Raw genomic sequence first — 19,414 nt, 5'->3', positions numbered from 1 at the left:
GCGATGCTAAAGCCGTGTCTTTTTATAAAAAAAAGCTGTGTAATCCGTGCCTATAAAAAAACTACAGTTTCTCGCCGTAGCACAGGTCGCCACAGTCACCGAAGCCAGGAACGATATACTTATGCTCGTTCATGCCTGGGTCGATGGCGGCACACCAGATGGTAGAGCCATCGGGAAGCGCACTTTTCACAACCTCAAGTCCCTCGGGTACAGCAATCACACAAGCCACGTGAATCTTCTTGGGTTTGCCTGTCTTTACCAAAGCCTCGATACTGGCAGCCATCGAGCCGCCTGTTGCCAGCATAGGATCTACAATTACCAGAGTTTTACCCTTTGCACTTGGTGCAGCCAGATACTCGGTATGCACGCCCACCTCGGTATGCTCACGGTTGGTGTACATACGATAAGCCGATACGAAAGCATTGTCGGCATGATCGAACACATTGATAAAACCCTCGTGGAAAGGCAGTCCTGCACGCAGCACAGTGGCAATCAGCAGGTCTTCCTTTGGCAGCTGGATATCGATAGTGCCCAATGGTGTTGTAATAGTCTTGGGACGATACTCCAGAGTTTTCGACAACTCGTAGGCCATCATCTCGCCCACACGCTTGATATTATGACGGAACAACAGACGGTTCTTCTGGTAGTTCTTGTCTCTCAGCTCCGACATGTACAAATTGATAACCGAATTGGTTTTGCTAAAATCTACTACTTCAATCATATACTTACATTTTTGCGGCAAAAGTACAAATTTAAAATGACAGTGACAAGTTTTAATGGGAAAAACATGCTGAGTTAGGACAGATCGGAAGGACTGATTCCAAATTCATCCTTGAAACACTTGGTAAAATAGCTGGGGGCGGTGAAACCAACATCGTAGGCAACCTCGGCGATGGTCTTATCGCCTTTTACCAGTAACTGATAGCCGCGATTCAATCGGGCAGAACGCAACAGCTCGACAGGCGACGAACCAGAGATGGCCTTAACTTTACGGTACAGCTGTACACGACTCAGGTTCATGGCAGCTGCCAAATCATCAATAGTCAGATCACTATCGGAGAGACGGGCCTCGACCACATCCTTGAAGCGCACAATGAATAGCGGCTCCTTGGCCGATTCAGCAGCCTCATCTTCGGGTTGAACGACGGGCTGTGCAGCCGCAGACTGTTGATCGGCAGGCCTTACCGACTCAGCTGGTGCCTTCATGTTCCACAGGTTATTGACAATACGCTCGCGCTGGGCCGACTCTCTGGAACGATGATAGAGAATAAAGAGTACTAATATAAGTACCAGCAATGCCAACAAGACGAGTGCCAGCAACGAGATGGTGCGCTGTGTTGACAGTTGTTCAAGATAGCTGGCGGCTTTTTTCTGAAGTTTAATCAGATTATGCGCCTGGCGCACCACTTCGTCGCTTTCGAGTAACAGCACCGTAGCATTATCGCGGGTTACCAAAGCCGAGGTAAACAAGGTTTCTCTTGGATATTCTTTGCCATCGAGGATGTCGAGGGCCAGTTGTAGCAGTTGGTCGCCATGTGTAGGATAGATATACGAGGCATCGAGGAGCGAATCGCGCACCTGTTGGATACCACCATCAGGTCCTGGCAAGGCATCGATACCACAGAACATGGGCAGTTTGGCGCCTCGTTCTTCGAAGGCCTTACGGGCCCCAATAGCAGAACGATCGTTATGTCCGAAAACCAGATCGATACTGTTCATATCGCCCTTCCAGTTCTTAACGGCCTGATAAGCCGTTGGCTCAGTCCAGTCGCCTTGTAACTCAGCCACCACCTTAATATCAGGATAGGCTGCCAAAGCCACATGGAAGCCATTATAACGCTCCTCGGCAGGCGATGAACCTTTCAGTCCTTTCACTTCCATTATCTGCCCCTTACCACCAAGTTGGGTAGCGATGTATTCACCCATCAGGTGTCCCATCTCGTAGTTATCAGCACTCACAAAGGCAGAATATTTTCGCGAGTCGGTTTTACGTTCGAACACGATAACGGGGATGCCCTTATCGTAGGCACGGTCGATAGCAGGCGACACCGTCGAGAGCTGGTTGGGAGCCACAATCAGCAGATTGATACCACTTTCCACCAGACTGTCTATCTGTTTACTCTGAAGTTCAGAATCGTCGTGAGCAGCGGTAAAGCGCAGTTCTACACCCTCATGAAAGTTGGCCTCCATTCTCATCTCGGCGTTCTGCCAATCGCGCCAGATATCCTCAGAGCATTGCGATACACCTATTATATATTTAGGCTCGGCTTGTTTGCATCCCATGAACAGAATGGCCGTAAACATTAAAATAGAAATGAAAGAGTTTCTCATCATTGATCTCTGTTTTATGCAGGCAAATATACGAAATAATCGCGAAACACGAAAACAAATTGATATTTTTTTGTATATTTGCAAGAGATAATAAGAATAATCGTTCATAAATTAGCAAAAATGTTACATTGAAACAAAAATAGGACGCAATGAACGAAATTTTGACGCTGCACGCACAATACATTAGTAATTTTGTGCAGGATTTAAAATCAGATTTGAGTACTAACAATTAAAACAAGCAACAATGGAAAGACTAAAGAAACGTTTTCTGTGTTTTGCTCTCTTGCTCGTAAGTACAATGATGTATGCACAGACAGAGATCAGTGGTACGGTGATAGATGCTACAGGCGAAGCTGTCATCGGTGCTACAGTAAAGGAGAAGGGGACCACGAACGGTACAGTAACCGATTTCGATGGAGCCTTCACCATCAAAGTGAACGAGAATGCCACTCTGGTTATCTCGTACATCGGCTACCAGACACAAGAGGTACCTGCGAAACAAGGTATGAAGGTAACTATGAAAGACGACAGCGAACTTCTGAAGGAGGTTGTGGTAACAGGTTATACCACCCAGCGCAAGGCCGATCTGACGGGTGCCATCTCGACCGTAAGCGTAGACGAGATTGCCAAGCAGAACGAGAACAACCCAATGAAGGCACTGCAGGGTCGTGTACCAGGCATGAATATCACAGCCGATGGTAATCCTTCGGGTGCTGCAACGGTCCGTATCCGTGGTGTAGGAACCCTGAACGACAACGATCCACTTTACATCATCGACGGTGTGCCCACAAAGGCTGGTATGCATGAGTTGAACGGTAACGATATCGAGAGCATCCAGGTGCTTAAGGATGCAGCTTCTGCCAGTATCTATGGTAGCCGCGCCGCCAACGGTGTGATCATCATCACCACCAAGAAGGGTAAGGACGGCAAGGTAAAGGTGAACTTCGACGGCAGTGTGGCCACCTCGTTCTATACTAATAAGATTGAGACCATGAACGCCAGCGAGTGGGGACGCGCATACTGGCAGGCTTGCGTGAACGATGGTGTGAACCCAAGCAACAATAATCTGGGTTATAACTACGACTGGAGCTACGACGCCAAAGGTAATCCTGTGCTGAATAATATGACTATGAACATGTATCTGGACGAGAACGCCAGTGTACGTGCAGGTGATACAGACTGGTTCGATGAGATTACGCGCACAGGCGTGGTACAGCAGTACAACCTCTCGGTAAGCAACGGCTCGGAGAAGGGCAGTTCATTCTTCAGCATTGGCTACTACGACAACCAGGGTACCATTAAGAAGAGTAACTTCAACCGTCTGTCGGCTCGTGCTAATGCAGACTATAAGCTGTTCGATGGCAAGGTAGTGATTGGTGAGAACTTCACCATGAACCGTACCAAGGGCAATGACGCTCCTGGCGGAGTGCTGGAGCACGCACTTGAGTTTAACCCTAACTTCCCTATATGGGCAGAGAACGGTAAATATGCTCAGGCACTGGGTGCCTACTCTGAGCGCGAGAACCCTCTGAGCATGATTGATAATAACAAGGACAACGAATACACACAGTGGCGCTCATTCGGCGATGTGCACCTGAGCATCACCCCATTCAAGAACTTTATGGTTCGCACCACACTGGGTATGGACTATACACAGAAGGAGCAGCGCTTCTTTACCTACCCTATCGAAAATGGTAAGGTTAAGCGTACCGATAGCGCTGTTGAAAGCAAGCAGGAACACTGGATGCGCTGGATGTGGAACGCCATTGCTACCTATAATCTTGAAATCGGCAAGCATCGCGGCGATGCCATGATTGGTACAGAGGTGAACCGTCAGGACTATAAGTGGAATAGTGCCAAGCGCTATGAACTGGCTATTCTGAACACCGACTATATGTGGCCAAGTGCTGGTGCAGGCAAGCAGTTAGCCGAAGGTTCAGGCGAAGGATTCAGTCTTCTGTCATTCTTCGGTAAAGTGAACTACACCTACGACGACAAGTATCTGGCATCTGTCACCATTCGTCGCGACGGTTCGAGCCGATTCGGTAGCAACAACCAGTATGGTACTTTCCCATCAGTATCAGCCGGTTGGCGCATCTCAGAAGAGAAGTTTATGGCTAAGACAAAGAGCTGGCTCGACAATCTGAAGTTGCGCTACTCTTGGGGACAGACTGGTAACCAAGAAATCTCAAACACTTCACGATACACCCTCTACAAGTCGGTAGTATCTACTGGACTCTGGGGCAGCGGTCAGGCTGGTTCTTCATACGACATCAGCGGTAAGAACGGTGGTTACGACCTGGCTAACGGTTATGTACGCAATCAGCGCGGTAACGACGACATCAAGTGGGAAACCACCACACAGCATAATATAGGTATTGATTTCGCTATCCTGCGAAACGAAATCTACGGTAGTTTCGACTGGTTCAACAAGAAGACCACCGACATTCTGCTCTTCATGGAAGGTATCGCTGCTATGGGTGAAGGATCTGGTCAGTGGATCAATGCCGGCGAGGTTAAGAACAACGGTTGGGAACTGAGCATTGGCTATCGCCACCAGTTGGAGAACGGTTTTTCGTGGGATATCAACGGAAACATCAGTAAGTATGTGAATGAGATTACAAAACTGCCTGAGACAGTAGCTGCCAACGGTAAGTATGGTGGTAACGGCGTGAAGAGTGTTGTAGGTCATCCTATGTTTTCACAGGTTGGCTACATCTACGACGGCATCTTCAAGAGTCAGGAGGAGATTGACAATCATGCCACACAGGAAGGTGCAGGACTGGGCCGAATCCGTTATAAGGATCTTAACGGCGATGGCATCATCACAGAGGCCGATCAGGACTGGATATATGACCCAACACCCGACTTCACTTGGGGTCTGAACATCTACCTGCAGTACAAGGACTGGGATATGACCATGTTCTGGCAGGGCGTACAGGGTGTTGATGTAGACTGTCGCGGCTACAAGTCGCAGACCGACTTCTGGGCAAACTCTGCCATCAACGTTCCTTATCTGAACAAGGGTAAGCGTGCACTCGACGCTTGGAGTCCAGCTAATCCTGGCAGCAATATCCCTGCCCTCACCACATCGGATACCAACAACGAGGGTCGTGTATCATCTTACTACATTGAGAACGGTTCGTATGCCAAGCTGCGCACCATACAGCTGGGCTACAACCTGCCAAAGAAGGTTACAGAGAAACTACACATGGACCGCATCCGTGTATATGCCTCGGCTCAGAATCTCATTACCATCAAGAGCGGCAAGTTTACTGGTGCCGATCCTGAGAACCCTGGATTCAACTATCCTATACCTCTCAACCTTACATTTGGTGTGAACGTAGGATTCTAATTGAATTGATAAATGAAAATTGATAATTGAAAATTGATGATTATGAAAACAATATATAGATCAATCTGCGCAATCTGCGTCATCTGTGGTTTCATGAGCTGCTCCAACTTCCTGGAAGAGCAGGTACCACAGGCCACACTGACACAGGACGAGGTGAAGAACCCAGAATATATAGACAATGTGCTGATATCAGCATACGCCGGACTGGTTTCGATTGAGGATATGAACGCATCTTTCTCACTCTGGAACTACGACACACGAAGCGACGACGCATACGTTGGCGGTTCAGACTTCTCTGATGGTGAACCATTCCACCGCTTGGAAAAGAGCACTGGCGTGATGACTACCGACTGGCCTTTCAGCTCGATTTGGACACGTTTCTACAATTATCTGAGCCGCGTAAGTCTGTCGCTCGACATTCTGGCCAGCGCCGATCAGGAGAACGCCACCATCAAGCAGCGTACTGCCGAGATGAAGTTCCTGCGTGCTTACGGACACTTCCAGCTGAAGCGCCTGTTCAAGAAGATTCCATTCGTGAACAAGCCCAACATGACGGAAGAGGACTACAACAACCTTTCGAACACGGAATACACCAACGACGAGGGCTGGCAGCAGATTATCAACGATCTGGAGGATGCTTACGCCGTACTGCCTGTTACCCAGGCCGACAAGGGACGCCCCACAAAGGCTGCATGTGCCGCATTCCTGGCTAAGGTTTATCTCTATAAGGCTTATCATCAGGATGATGCCAACAGCAATCAGGTGACATCTATCAGCGATGCCGACCTACAGAAGGTGGTAGAATACACCAATCCATCCATCTACACTGCTGCCGGCTATGGTCTGGAGCCCGACCTGCACAATAATTTCCGCCCTGAGGAGCAGTATGAGAACGGCAAGGAGAGTATCTGGGCCATCCAGTACTCAAGAAACGATGGTACCGTATATGGTAACCTGAACTTCTCATACCGTCTGATTGTACCATGTATCCCTAAGGTTCACGACTCTGGTTGCGATTTCTACAAGCCATCACATAATCTGGTAAGTGCTTATCGTACCAACAGCGACGGTCTGCCCATGCTCGATACTTTTGCTGATACTGAATACACCGTAGGTTCAGCACAGACTGTAGATCCAAGATTGTTTGTAACAGTAGGCGTACCAGGTACCCCTTATATGTTCAATACAAGCTTTATGATTGCAGAGAGCAATGCTTGGAGCCGCTCAGGTGGCACATTCGGATACTTTGTATCGCTGAAGCAGAATGTTGATCCTGCGCTGACAGACAGCTATCTATATCTGTGCGACTCGCAGTGGGCAAGTTCGATGAACCGCATCGTTCTTCGCTATGCCGACGTACTATTGATGCGCGCTGAGGCTCAGGCACAGTTAGGGCAGACATCTGAGGCTATTGCACTGGTTAATCAGGTTCGTGAGCGTGCTGCAGGCATGATTACAAGCAGTGTTGTATCTAACTATCCTAATAAGTATGGTGTACACTATGCAGTAGGTAAGTACAGCGGCAGTTACAGCAAGGACGAGGCCATGAAGATCATTAAGATGGAACGCCGACTGGAGTTGGCTATGGAGAGTGAGCGTTTCTTCGACCTGGTACGCTGGGGCGATGCGGCTACAGTACTTAACAAGTACTACTCTACAGAGAGTGAGAAGATGAACTTCCTGAGCGGATCGCAGTTTACTGCCAACAAGAATGAGTACCTACCCGTACCATTCGAACAGATGGCTGCATCTAACGGACACTACACCCAGAACTGTGGACAGTGGTAAGAATCAAGTTAAGATTAAAAAAATTAGATTTAAGAGTTATGAAAACAATATATAGCATTATCTGCGCAATATGCATCGTATGCGGGCTCACCGCTTGTAACGATGATCATACAGGCAGCATCGACGTGAGCGGTTCATGCTTGGTTGAGAAGTTTGTCCTGAACGGACAATACGAAGGTACCATCAACACAGAGAAGCGACTGGTAAAAGTAAAAGTGCCCGTAGATTTCGCCCAGAAGGGTGATATGGAGATAACCAGTCTGACCGTATCAGCTGGTGCACAGACCAATATGAAGGTAGGTGACCACATCAACTTTGATGCCGATCGCAATCTTCACATCAGCAATGGCGACTTGGTGATGGACTATCAGGTAAGCGTAAGAAATGACGAGGCTCTGATGTCGCTCTTTATCCTTGAGGGTGTGAAAGGTGCCATCAACCAGCAAGACAAGACTATCACAGTAAGCGTGATGGCTAACAGCGGTATCGACCTGAGCAATGCAACATTCGAGGTTGAATGCAGCGAGGATGCCACATGTAGTCCAGCAAGCGGCACTAAGGGCAACTTCACTGAGCCATTCCAGATTACACTCAACGATAATACTGCTACCACAGTTTATACGGTTTACGTAACACTGATTGAGGATCCTATCGCACTGTTTGTTGGCGATGCTGAGAACATCGAACTGCTGAACGATGAGGAGAAGGCCGCTGCCAAGTGGCTCACTGGTAACATCGCAAGCGCTGCCTACGCATCGTGGAGCGACGTAGCTGGCGGTAACATCTCGCTCGAGAAGTGTAAGCTGATATTCTTCCACCGTCATTGCTCATCGTATGGCAATTACAACGGATTTGCTGAGGCTGAGCAGGGCGCTATGACAGCACTGGCTAAGATGAAGGAATACTGGCAGAAGGGTGGCGCATTCGTACTGGGACGTAGCGCTGTGAACTATGCTATTGCACTGGGTGCTATGCCTGAGGACGCTTATCCAAACAATGTTTGGGGCGGCGGAGGCGGCGAAGGCTCCGACCTGATGGGCGACGATCCTTGGCATACATGGGCCTACGACGCTGCTCACCCACTATGGAAAGGACTCACCACCTATCCAGGAGCACCTGAAAACGCCATCTACACACTCGACAATGGCTACACCATCTGTAACACCACATCACAGTACGGATTCTGGGATACCTATCAGGATGGTAAGGATGCATTCGAGGCCAAGACTGGTGGACGCGCACTGACTGGCGACAACAGCGTGAACGCCTGGGAGTTGAAGAGTGCTAACGGCGAATTTGGCAAGGGTGGTATCATCTGTCTGGGCTCAGGCCTCTACGACTGGAACTCTCCTACTCCATACGAGTCGATCTATCACGAAAACATGGGCAAGATTATGCTCAACGCATTTGATTATCTAACAAAATAAAAACAGAAAGTTATGAAGACAATGATATATTCAGTATTCGCACTCATGCTGTCAGCCTCTGCGCTGACGGCGTGCAGCGATGACGAGTTCAGCGGCGACCCCGCTAAGGACTGGAACGGCACAACCACATTCTTCGCTTCGACTGATGCTGCCGGCTTTGGCACCTATTACACACCTTCAGTGGGACGCGTAGGCGACCCTATGCCATTCTACGATCAGAAGGCTGGCGACTTCAAGGTACTCTACCTGCAGGAGTTTACTAACAACATGCCCTATCGCTTCCACCCCATTTGGGCTGTTTCTACCAAGGATGGTGCCAACTACGAGTCGATGGGCGAGCTGATTCCATTCGGAGCCAACGACTACCAGCAAGATGCTGCCTTAGGAACAGGTTGCGCCTATGAGAAGGACGGCACATATTACATCTATTATACTGGTCATAACGGCAACTGCAAAAACCGCGAAGTTGTTATGCGAGCTACATCTACCGACTTCAAGACATGGACTAAGGATGAGCTTTGGGCACTGAATGGTCCTGACTTCGGTTACTCAAGCAATGACTTCCGCGACCCACAGATTTTCGTAGCCGACGACAACCTCTACCACATGGTTATCTCTACCTATCCCAATGGTGGTGGCGACCCCTGTTTTGCAGAGTTCAAGTCGAGCGACCTGAAGAACTGGGAGCATGTAGGACGCTTCAAGATGATCTGGGACCGTATGCTTGAGTGTCCCGACATTTTTAAGATGGGTGATTACTGGTATCTGGTTTACAGTGAGAGTTTCCGTGCTTCATGGAGCCGTGTGGTGAAATATATGATGGCCAAGACCTACGATGAGTTGAAGAACTGTTTCAACGATGGCCCAAAGTGGCCTGCCGACGGTCCACTGTGGCGCGAGGGCAAACTCAGCACACGTGCTTTCTATGCTGCCAAGACAGCCTCAAACGGAACCGACCGCTACATCTGGGGGTGGTGTCCCTTCCGTTCTGGTGCCGACATCCATGAAAAGAACGTCAACGTAGGTGCCGGTGATGGCAACGAGCCAAACTGGAGCGGTGCACTGGTATGCCACAAGATTATCCAGCACAACGACGGTACACTGTCGCTGGGTGCCGTGCCAGCTATGGCAGCAAAATACAATCAAACAGTTAACACAACTGTGATGGAATCAAATGGTTACAACAATGGGACACTGAGTGGCGATGGAGCATACGTACTCTACAACCGCCTAGGTGAGTGCAACCACATCTCATTTACTGTGCAGACTTCGAACAATTGGGACAAGTTTGGCATCTCGTTTGTACGCGGCATCGACTCAAAGAAGTACTACACCATGGTTATTAATCCTGAAGGAGAGAATGACCGCAAAGTGAACTTTGAGCAGGAAGGCGAAGAAGGTAAAGGATTCATCGAGGCTGCCGACGGCTATGGATTCTATCGTCCTGCCGACAACACTTACAATATTGATATCTACACCGACAATAGCGTGATTGTCATGTATATCAACGACACAGTATGCTATACCCAGCGCATCTATGGTATCCAAAAGAACTGCTGGAGTATCAACAACTACGGCGGGTCAATCACCGTCAGTGATGTAAAGGTTACACAGCAATAATCAATAGTATCCTAAAAAAAGCTGTTATCTTTTTCATCTTTCACAAAAAAAGTGCTATATTTGCAGCATTAAATGTGTAAAAGATGAAAAAGATAACGGCTTTTTTGATGCTCATGGTCTTGCTGACAGCATGCTCTAAGCCAGACCATGTCTACAAAATAGGTGTATCGCAATGTTCAATAGGCTTGTGGCGCTCAAAGGTGAACAATGAGATGCTGGCTGCACAGCACCTCTTCGACCAGGACGTGAAAGTGGAAATCGTAGACTGCTACGACCAGTCGGACGACCAGATACGACAGATAGATAGTCTGGTGGCCAGCGGTATCGACCTGCTGGTAGTAGCCCCCAACGACTATAAGATAGCCCCAGCCCTGAAGCGTGCTAAGGACAAGGGCATCCCCATAGTGCTCTTCGATCGCATGGTGGAGAGCAACGACTACACAGCCTTTATTGGCGGCAGCAATGTGGCCATAGGCGAGATGGCAGCAAACTATGCTGTACAGCTGGCGGCTGAATCGGAGGGACACAACGTACTGGAGATTGCCGCCCTGCAAAACACATCGCCAGCACGCGAGCGCCACCAAGGTTTTGAGCGTGTAATGAAGCAGCACCAAGACGCGAACTATCACTACATCATAGGCAACTGGGACGACAACAACACTCATGACATTCTGAAGAAAGAAATAGAAGCAGGACGTATACCCGATGTAGTATTCTGCCACAGCGATTTCATGGCTCTGGGTGCCCACCGCGCTACCGTTGAGGCACGACTTGAAAACAAGATTAAGGTGATAGGCGTTGACGGACTGCCCATCGAAGGCATAAAATATGTGCAGAAAGGCTGGCTGGCCGGCACCTGCGTCTACCCCACCCACGGTGAAGAAATCGTGCGGCTAGCTCTCGACATCCTGAACAGGAAACCTTACGAACGCATCAACTACCTGAACAGTCTGATAATCACGCCCCAAAATGTGGACATGATATCCCGCTATGCCACAGAGTTGATGCACCAGAACGAAGACCTGGTGGTGATACAAGAGAAACTAGACAACTACTTCGGGCTCTACCATGTGCAGAGCAAGATTATCTGGGCCAGCGTGTTTGCCATCGTGCTGCTGGTGGTGGCCATCGCGATTACATGGCTTGCAGTAAAGCAGATACGTAAGGCACATCGCAAACAGAAAGCGCTCAACAAGGAACAGACACAATTCTATACCAATGCCAGCCACCAGCTGAAGACACCATTGACGCTCATCACAGGGCCACTGAAGCAGTTGTTGAAGCGAAACACGCTCAAAGACAGAGATAAAGAACTGCTGGAGATAGTTGACCGCAATGTTTCGCAACTGGAGTCGCTGGTGTCGGATGTACTAAACTTCCGACGTGAAGTTCAAAACACCGTCAGCGATAATAGTGTGCCCGACGAAAAGAGCCTGGCGGGATCGAAAGACATTGTCCACGAATCGCATCTCAACATGCTGAATCAGACAGATGCTGAAGAACTGCCCAATATACTGATTGTGGAGGACAACGATGACATGCGCCGCTATCTGCGCACGCTGCTAGCCGACAGATTCTACGTGTTGGAGGCCAGCGACGGACAGAGCGGACTCAAACTGGCCCGTGAGAGCGTGCCCGACCTAATAGTAAGCGACGTGATGATGCCAGTGATGGACGGTCTGCAACTCTGTAAACAGCTGAAAGAAGATTTAATCACCAGCCACATACCAGTAATCCTGCTGACGGCCCGCAGCGAAGAGCACCAACAGATGGAAGGCTATGAGAGTGGTGCTGATGCCTACCTCACCAAGCCCTTCAGCGCCGAGTTGCTGGTGAGCCGCATCTACAATCTGCTGTCATCGAGAAGAAAACTGCGCAACCTGTTTGACGACAAACTAGAGAAAGCACCAGCAGATGTAAAGCTGACAACACAGGACAAACTGTTTATGAACCAACTGAAGGAAGCCATCAACCAGAGCATGGCCAATCCCAACCTAAAGATGGACGAGCTGGGCGAGCAGTTGGGCATCAGTCGTGTGCAGCTGTACCGCAAGGTGAAGACACTGACAGGCCTCTCACCAGTAGAACTGCTACGACAGATGCGACTACAGAAAGGCAAGATACTACTGAACACCACAACCAAGACAATAGCTGAAATAGCATACGAGGTAGGTTTCAGTTCGTCGAGCTACTTCTCGAATTGTTTCAAGAAGCAGTTCGGCAAATTGCCGATGGAATTAAGAGAATAGCCTAAAATACACTTGAAAACGCAACGATAACAAATATTATAAAAAGCATCGCAATATTGATACATGCAACATTTTTTATGGCGGTTTGAACGTTTTTTTAAAGGTTCAAGCCGCTTTTGTTAGTACTTTTGCGACAAATATTTTAATTCACAGAGTACTAACCAAATTTAAACGATCAACAATGGAACAACTAAAGAAAATGTTTCTGAGTTTAGTTTTCATCTTTACAAGTACACTTATGTACGCGCAAAGTGAGATTCGTGGTACGGTGGTTGACGCTACAGGCGAACCAATCATTGGTGCCACAGTGATGGAGAAAGGGACTTCGAATGGTACGATTACCGATTTTGATGGTAACTTTAGAATTAAGGTAAAAGATGGCACCATTCTCGTGTTCTCATACATCGGTTTTGAGACACAGGAGCATCCTGCAAAGAATGGTTTGAACATCACCTTAAAAGACAACGCCAAGGAACTGGCCGAGGTGGTAGTAACTGGTTACCAGACCCAGCGTAAGGCCGATCTGACTGGTTCGGTATCAGTAGTAGAGACCAAGGACCTCAAGACCTCGTCGGACACCGACCCCATGCGAGCACTGCAGGGTAAGGTGCCAGGTATGACCATCACGAGCAATGGTTCACCTGTAGGAGCAGGTACTGTTCGTATCCGTGGTATCGGATCGTTCAATTCATCACAGGACCCACTGTTCGTTATCGACGGCGTGCCCACAACGACCAATCTGAACACGCTGAACATGAACGATATCGAGTCGATGCAGGTTTTGAAGGATGCTGCTTCGGCCTCTATCTATGGTAGCCGTGCTGCCAATGGTGTGATTATCATCACTACCCGCAGCGGCAAGAAGGGCGACAAAGTGAAAGTTGACTTCTCGGCCAACCTGACAGCTCAGTTCTACAATAAGCAGAGCATGATGAAGCTGTCGAACACTGCCGAATATGCGACTGCTATGGCTCAGGCTGCCATGAACGACGGACTGAATCCTGAGGCATACGCCAACAACTATGGTTTGACACTGCATGCAGCCAATGGCACACCCATCTCGGCTTACAACCCCGCCACAGGACAGATGGAGAACTTCACCGTGAACGGTTTGTACGACGGATTTATGAACGCTAAGAGAACCATGCGTTTCAGCAATACCGACTGGTTGAAGGAGATTTCGCGCACCGGTTTCTCACAGAACTACGACCTTTCTATCTCGAACGCTACCGAGAAGTCGTCGGCACTGTTCTCATTCGGATACAAGAAAAACATGGGTATTTTGAAATACACTGATTTTGAGAGTTTCTCAGCCCGTATCAACACCAGCTTCAAGCTCAACAAATTGGTGACCATCGGTGAGAATGCCACTATCACATATTCTAACCAGGTTGACTGTCAGCCTCTGGAGAATGCCTTGAAGATGTCGCCAACACTGCCTGTTTATGAGGAGGACGGTGTAACATTCTCGGGTCCGGTAGGTGGTATGAGCGACCGTCAGAACCCACTTCGTGAGTTGTATCACAACCGCGACAACCGCCTGAAGATGTGGCGTATCTTTGGCAACGCCTACGTCAACGTGGAGCCTATCAAGGGACTGCTGTTACGTTCTAACTTCGGTCTCGACCTCTGGTCGGAGAATATCCACAGCGTAACATACACCTGGCACTCTGACGTGGTAAACAACTCTACCCCATCAGCCAACATGGGTGCTAAGACATCGGTTAAGTGGACCTGGTCGAACACTGCCAACTATAACTTCACACTTGGTACCGACCATTCGTTCATCGTACTGGGTGGTATGGAGCTCCACAGAGATATCAATGACTGGTCGAATGCCTACGCACAGATGTTTGCCATTGAGAACTACGACTATATGTATCCCGACGCAGCCACCGGTACACAGCGTGCAACAGGTATGCAGGAGGGCTACAATCTGGTATCATTCTTCGGCAAGCTCGATTATAACTTCAAGGATCTGGTACTGGCTTCGTTCACTATCCGTCACGACGGTTCTAGCCGCTTTGGTGAGAACAACCGCTACGGTACCTTCCCCGCAGCCACACTCGGTTATCGTATCTCACAGCACTTGAAACAGAGTTGGATTGACGATCTGAAGATTCGTGCATCATGGGGACAGACTGGTAACCAGGCTATCTCGAACTATGCGCGCTACGGTCTTTATGCTGCTACCTATGGTGGTGGACGTAACGAATCGACTGCCTACGACCTGAATCTGGCCGGCAGCGGCATCTTCCCTTCAGGATTCCGTGCCACACAGGCCCAGAACAACAACCTGAAATGGGAGACTACCGAGCAGTGGAACGCTGGTCTCGACTTCCGTTTCTTCGGCAGCTCACTCTATGGTACATTCGATACCTATATTAAAAAGGTGAAAGATATGCTGATCAACCCTGCCTATCTGGGTTCGATGGGTGAAGGTGGTGCCAGCTGGCTGAACGGTCCAAGTCTGCAGAACTGGGGTATGGAGTTGGCACTCGGCTACCGCCATACAACACAATACGGTTTGCAGTACAATATCAATGGAAACATCGACTTCTACCGCTCAAAGGTGACCTATCTGCCTGAGACCACAACGGGTTCTTACGTTCACACAGCCAAGCAGAATCTGGTAGAATCGAAGAAGCCCTATGGCTCTATCGTTGGTTATGTGGTTGACGGATTATTCCAAACCCGTGAGGAGGTTATCGCAAGCGGTCAGGACAATGCCCGTGTAGGCGGTTTGAAGTATGCCGACCTGGATGGTAATGGTGTCATCAACGAGCAGGACCAGACTTGGATTTTCAATCCAGTACCCAATTACTCATGGGGCTTGAATGTGGACCTGAGTTATAAGAACTTCGATTTCAACATGTTCTGGCAAGGCGTAGCTGGTCAGGATGTATATAACGACCAGAAGTTCCAGACCGACTTCTACAGTCTGACCGATGCCGGTTCGAACAAGGGTAACCGTATGCTGGGTGCATGGACCACTGCCAACACCAGCAGTACCATCCCAGCCTTGACAACCAACAACACTGGTAATGAGAACCGCACCTCGACCTACTTTGTAGAGAATGGTTCTTACGCCAAATTACGTCAGGTACAGTTGGGTTACAATCTGCCAAAGAGTTTTATCAACAAGCTGAACATGTCGAGCGCTCGTGTATATGTTTCAGGTCATAACCTGCTCACCATCAAGAGTAGCTCACTCACCTGTTCGGATCCTGAGAACCCACGCTGGATGTATCCTAACAGTACCAGCATCTCACTTGGACTCCAGGCAAGCTTCTAAGGATTGAAGAACTGAAGGATTAAAGAATTGAAGGATTAAAGTTTTTAATAGCAATACAATTATGAAGACAATATATCAAGCAATCTGCGCAGGTCTGATCGTTTGCGGTACGCTCACATCGTGCAACGATTTCATCGACGTAACTCCAAAGGGTGTTATCAATGAAGACATTGCCATGAGTCAGCCCGAAGAGATGGTGACTGCTGCTTACGCCAAATTGGGCGACGACTGGTACACCTATCCGTTTAACCTCTGGCCTTACGGCGACGTATCATCAGACGATGCCATGAAAGGTGGTTCGGGTACTACAGACACAAACTACCACCCAGTAGAGGTATGGTCAACTCTGACAGCTTCTACCCCCGATCATATGGACGAATTGTGGTATCACTTCTATTGTTCGATCAGCCGTTGTAACCGTGCATTAGTATCATTGGCCAACAGTACGACTATGGACGAACAAACAAAGGCCATCCGCGAAGGCGAGGTTCGTTTCCTCCGTGCCCACTTCTATTTCAAACTGGTGCAGCTTTGGAATCAGGTGCCCTGGATCGACGAAGAGGTTTACAAGGTTCACTCTGAGGAGCAGACCCGTAACGATGAGTTTTCACACGAAGAGCTGATGCAGAAGATTGTAGCAGACTTCAAGGCCGCCTACGATGTACTGCCTGTACAACAGCAGCAGGGTGGACGTGCCAACAAGATAGCAGCTGCAGCTTATCTGGCCAAGTGCTACCTGACCATGGCTTGGGGCGACGGCTACGAGGCCAATACCGGCGTAAGCCATATCAACAGTCAGTATATGCAGGAAGTGCTGAAATACACACAGGAGGTTGCTAACTCACAGTATGGCTATCTGGAGGACTTCGGCGATATCTTCCTGCCTGAGTACAAGAATTCAAAAGAGAGCATCTTCGCTGTCCAGCATTCTGACTATCAGGACGACAACACCCTGTATGGACGCGCCAACTGGAGTAACATGCTGAATGGCTGCTGGGGTATCTGGTCGTGCGGTTGGGACTTCCACAAGCCCACACAGAACCTGGTGAACGCATTCAAGACAAAGGACGGTCTGCCCATGTTTGATAATTATAACGATCAGATCGACTATCCTATCAACGGTGTGCCAACAGCCCAGAAGTGGGATCCACGTTTGTTCCACACAGTAGGTATGCCTACATTCCCATACAAATACGAGGCTCAGTACACCATGACTACCGACAACTCTCGTACACCAAACACCTATGGCTACTATGCCTCTCTGAAGGAAGTGCCACAGCGTTCTAAGGGCGAGACATTCGACAACCCATGGCAGGCATTCGCCATGAACGACTATGTACTGCGCTATACCGACGTGATGCTGATGCGTGCAGAGGCACTGATTGAAACCGGCTCACTGGAAGAGGCCCGTACCATCATTAACAATATCCGTCAGCGTGCTAAGAATTCTGTAGCCAAGCACATTGCATACGCTGCCGACCAGTGCGAGATTGCCCTCTATCCTACCTCGTATTTCCAAGATAAGGAGACTGCCCGTAAGTGTCTGCAATGGGAGCGCCGCTTGGAGATGGCCATGGAGAGCAACCGCTTCTTCGACCTGCGCCGCTGGGGTATTGCTTCGAAGACCCTGAATGCATTCTTTGAGACCGAGAAAGATGTTGTTTACAACGAACAGACCTACGCCCAATATTATAAGGATGCCCACTTTACGCCAGGCAAGAATGAGTACTTCCCACTGCCTTACATCCAGCTCTACTACGTTCCTGGTCTTTACACCCAGAACAAGGGATACAATTAATAAATGGATAATTGATAATTGACAATTGATAATTAAGGATTATGAAAAAGATATCATTCATTATAATGGCGATGTTTGCCTTAGTCCTGACCGCCTGTCAGGACAAGGACATCGACCGTGAGGCCATGAAGCTCAGTGCTCCCGATGCATCACAGATCACAGGTCAACTGTCAGGCGACGACTACATCTGGTCGTGGCCAGCCCAGAACGCTCAGATGCGAGTTGCTATCTACCGCAATGGAACCATCTCGAACACAGAGACCGTCAGCGGCAATACCTTTACACATAAGAATGTGCCCACCAACGTGGCATTTGAATATGTGTTCAAACTGACCGACGGCAGCAACGTATCTACCGGCGTTGTCAAGAACTACACCCGCGAAGGTGCAAGCAGCATCAGTGGCTTACAGATGAGTCAGCTTGACAAAGACGGCGGTTACGATGCCCTGGTTACTTGGAACAAGGCAACCGATGCCACAAGTATCATACTGACTGCCACTAACGGTGTAAGAACCATTACAGAAACGCTGGCTGGTACCGACACCCAATATCTCATTAAGGATGTTGAGACAGGCGACACATGGGAGGTGAAACTGGTAGCCCAGAACGAAAAGGGCACATCGCTGTCAACCACATCATCGCTCCGTATCGGTAAGACCGCCATCGGCTTCCTGAGCATCTACGCCACTCCAGATGAGCTAGTAGAGAAGGGCGACGACGACGAGGCTTCGGCTTGGCTCTGGCTGCACGAGACCTATCCTACAGCACAGTTCGTACCATTCGCAAGCATCACATCTGCCGACGTCATTGAGCCATTCCGTGTGCTGTTCTGGCTGCGCGACCTTGAGGGTGTCAGCGAAAGTGACGTATGGAATATTCCTACCGACGTACAAGCTGCCACACCAATCATCAAGGAGTGGTATAAGAACGGCGGAAGCATGCTGCTGTGGAGTCATGCCACCGTATATGCAGGACACCTGGGACGTATCAATCTCGATGAGATGAAGGGCAACGACCATGCCTTCGGATTCGGTGAGGGTGGCATCAACAACGACGTGTGGAAGATGGCTGTTGAGTTGAATCCCGACCACAAGTTCAAGAAAGATCACTCTTCTCACCCCATCTATAAGGGTCTGGAAGTAGAAACCACTCCCGACACCAAACTCATTGCCTTCAAGGGACCAGGTTGGACTGAGGACCACAACTGTCTGTACTTCAATCTGCCTAGTCTGTGGACCGGCATCGGTAACCAGGAGGAGGCTTGCTACACTCAGTGCACACAGACCTACGGTGTATATCCACTCGGCACCTGGGACAGCCAGATATGGTGGGTTAGCCAGATGAACGTTTGGGAGGCTCAGCAGGGTAATACCGAGTTTAAGGGCACACTGCTTTGCATCGGTAACGGTGGTTGCGAATTCTCTATGAAGAATGCCGACGGTACTCCTGACAAGAGCGCTCATCCAAAGAACAATATCTATCAGGACAATGTCCTTACTCTCGCCAAGAATTCTCTTGAATATCTGAAGACAAGATAATAGATAGCGTTAG

10 protein-coding genes are annotated in these 19,414 nt (G+C 49.0%); 8 read left to right on the top strand and 2 right to left on the bottom strand.

Annotated features, from left to right (window positions below; translation table 11 throughout):
• Window positions 1-61: 61 nt before the first annotated feature.
• Window positions 62-718 (bottom strand): uracil phosphoribosyltransferase, encoded by a 657-nt coding sequence (gene upp, locus BLR73_RS08645; RefSeq protein WP_033150812.1) that lies wholly within the window; start codon window positions 716-718, stop codon window positions 62-64.
• Window positions 719-795: 77 nt separating this feature from the next.
• Window positions 796-2,304, bottom strand: coding sequence for an AraC family transcriptional regulator (locus BLR73_RS08640; protein ID WP_176763654.1), 1,509 nt, complete (start codon window positions 2,302-2,304; stop codon window positions 796-798).
• A 271-nt stretch (window positions 2,305-2,575) separates the two neighbouring features.
• Here BLR73_RS08640 and BLR73_RS08635 point away from each other — a divergent pair, with 271 nt between their 5' ends.
• The 8 genes from BLR73_RS08635 to BLR73_RS08600 all read left to right on the top strand — a co-directional run bounded on the left by BLR73_RS08635 (window position 2,576) and on the right by BLR73_RS08600 (window position 19,401).
• Window positions 2,576-5,686 carry a SusC/RagA family TonB-linked outer membrane protein gene (locus tag BLR73_RS08635; RefSeq protein ID WP_073044849.1) on the top strand — a complete coding sequence of 1,037 codons (3,111 nt, stop codon included), beginning with the start codon at window positions 2,576-2,578 and terminating at the stop codon, window positions 5,684-5,686.
• 36 nt (window positions 5,687-5,722) lie between these two features.
• Window positions 5,723-7,474: a RagB/SusD family nutrient uptake outer membrane protein gene (locus BLR73_RS08630; RefSeq protein ID WP_081372905.1), complete on the top strand. Its 1,752-nt coding sequence runs from the start codon at window positions 5,723-5,725 to the stop codon at window positions 7,472-7,474.
• A gap of 38 nt (window positions 7,475-7,512) precedes the next feature.
• A complete protein-coding gene (locus BLR73_RS08625) occupies window positions 7,513-8,901 on the top strand; it encodes a DUF4960 domain-containing protein (protein WP_013063522.1) in 1,389 nt (462 codons plus the stop codon).
• A 12-nt stretch (window positions 8,902-8,913) separates the two neighbouring features.
• Complete coding sequence (locus tag BLR73_RS08620; RefSeq protein WP_073044847.1) at window positions 8,914-10,521, top strand: glycoside hydrolase family 32 protein; 1,608 nt, start codon at window positions 8,914-8,916, stop codon at window positions 10,519-10,521.
• An 83-nt stretch (window positions 10,522-10,604) separates the two neighbouring features.
• Window positions 10,605-12,770: a substrate-binding domain-containing protein gene (locus tag BLR73_RS08615; protein ID WP_073044845.1), complete on the top strand. Its 2,166-nt coding sequence runs from the start codon at window positions 10,605-10,607 to the stop codon at window positions 12,768-12,770.
• A gap of 181 nt (window positions 12,771-12,951) precedes the next feature.
• A complete protein-coding gene (locus BLR73_RS08610) occupies window positions 12,952-16,065 on the top strand; it encodes a SusC/RagA family TonB-linked outer membrane protein (protein ID WP_073044842.1) in 3,114 nt (1,037 codons plus the stop codon).
• 61 nt (window positions 16,066-16,126) lie between these two features.
• The gene (locus tag BLR73_RS08605) at window positions 16,127-17,863 is read left to right on the top strand and encodes a RagB/SusD family nutrient uptake outer membrane protein (RefSeq protein ID WP_036910486.1); all 1,737 of its coding nucleotides are present in this window, start codon (window positions 16,127-16,129) and stop codon (window positions 17,861-17,863) included.
• A 41-nt stretch (window positions 17,864-17,904) separates the two neighbouring features.
• A complete protein-coding gene (locus tag BLR73_RS08600) occupies window positions 17,905-19,401 on the top strand; it encodes a DUF4960 domain-containing protein (RefSeq protein ID WP_091861079.1) in 1,497 nt (498 codons plus the stop codon).
• Window positions 19,402-19,414 lie beyond the last annotated feature (13 nt).

The sequence above is a fragment of the Prevotella sp. khp1 genome (genome assembly GCF_900102205.1).
Classification (GTDB): Bacteria; Bacteroidota; Bacteroidia; order Bacteroidales; family Bacteroidaceae; genus Prevotella; species Prevotella ruminicola.
The sequence above is the reverse complement of the archived record's forward strand: the minus strand, read 5'-3'. Positions and strand labels throughout refer to the sequence as shown.